The organism is Lampropedia aestuarii (assembly GCF_004803635.1).
Taxonomy (GTDB): domain Bacteria; phylum Pseudomonadota; class Gammaproteobacteria; order Burkholderiales; family Burkholderiaceae_C; genus Lampropedia; species Lampropedia aestuarii.
The window spans coordinates 1-890 of record NZ_SSWX01000061.1 but is presented as its reverse complement, the minus strand read 5'-3'; the positions used below and the strand labels follow the sequence as shown (position 1 = coordinate 890).

At 53.4% G+C, this 890-nt stretch carries 1 protein-coding gene; it reads right to left on the bottom strand.

Annotated elements, in window-relative coordinates:
* Positions 1-165 precede the first annotated feature (165 nt).
* A partial coding sequence (locus E8K88_RS17895; RefSeq protein WP_136408022.1) for an IS5 family transposase occupies positions 166-890 on the bottom strand: 725 nt, incomplete at its 5' end.

Below are 890 nucleotides of genomic sequence, written 5' to 3'. Positions count from 1 at the left end.
ATGGCTTTCACGGCACCTGGGTTAGCCAGGCGCAGCTGCAACAAGGCGGCCAAGCGCCCACCTAAGCCCAGCCTGTATCACCACACAGCCACCAAGAGACAACATCGTATGGGCTTTGTTGCATCAATAAAGCGCAGACCGAGCCACCCCATACCCCAGACGCAGTTATCCCATTGACACCGTCTGTGGGTAGCCCAGTTCGGTGAACCGGTTGAAGATTGATGCACGCGCATTGAGTTCAAACACCTGTCGCTCGTATGTCTTGGCCTTGACCCTCTCGCCAAGCTTTTTGATGCAGTTCATCTTCGTCTCAACCAAAGACCTATGGTGGTAGCCACTCCATTCTTTCCAAACACTTCGGCCTAATCGACGGCACGCTTTGATCGCCTCATTGCGCGTCGCAAATGTCGCACCTTTACGCATCTGAGCACGTTTGCGCGGCGCGATGATTGGCATGATCTGCCGCTCATGGCAGGCCTCATAAACGGTCTTAGTGTCGTAAGCACCATCACCAGTAAGTGATGTGATGGGTTCATCGACTGGGATCTGCTTGAGCAGCTCTGGCACGACTGGAGAGTCTCCCACATCGTTGGTGGTGACCACAATGGCCCGTACTTGCAAGTTGCTCTCATCAATGCCGATATGTACTTTTCGCCATTGGCGCCTGCGCTCTGCGCCGTGCTTTTTGGTCTTCCATTCGCCTTCGCCCAAGAACTTGATGCCTGTGGAGTCAATGAGCAAATGCAATCCTGCAGAGCTGGGCGTGTAACGCACATTCACATCCGAGTCTTTTTGCCTGCGACACAGCGTGCTGAAGTCAGGCGCCTTCCGTGGCAAGCCTGATAACTTGATGAGCGATTTGAATCGACCAGTATTTACTAGACAGTTTT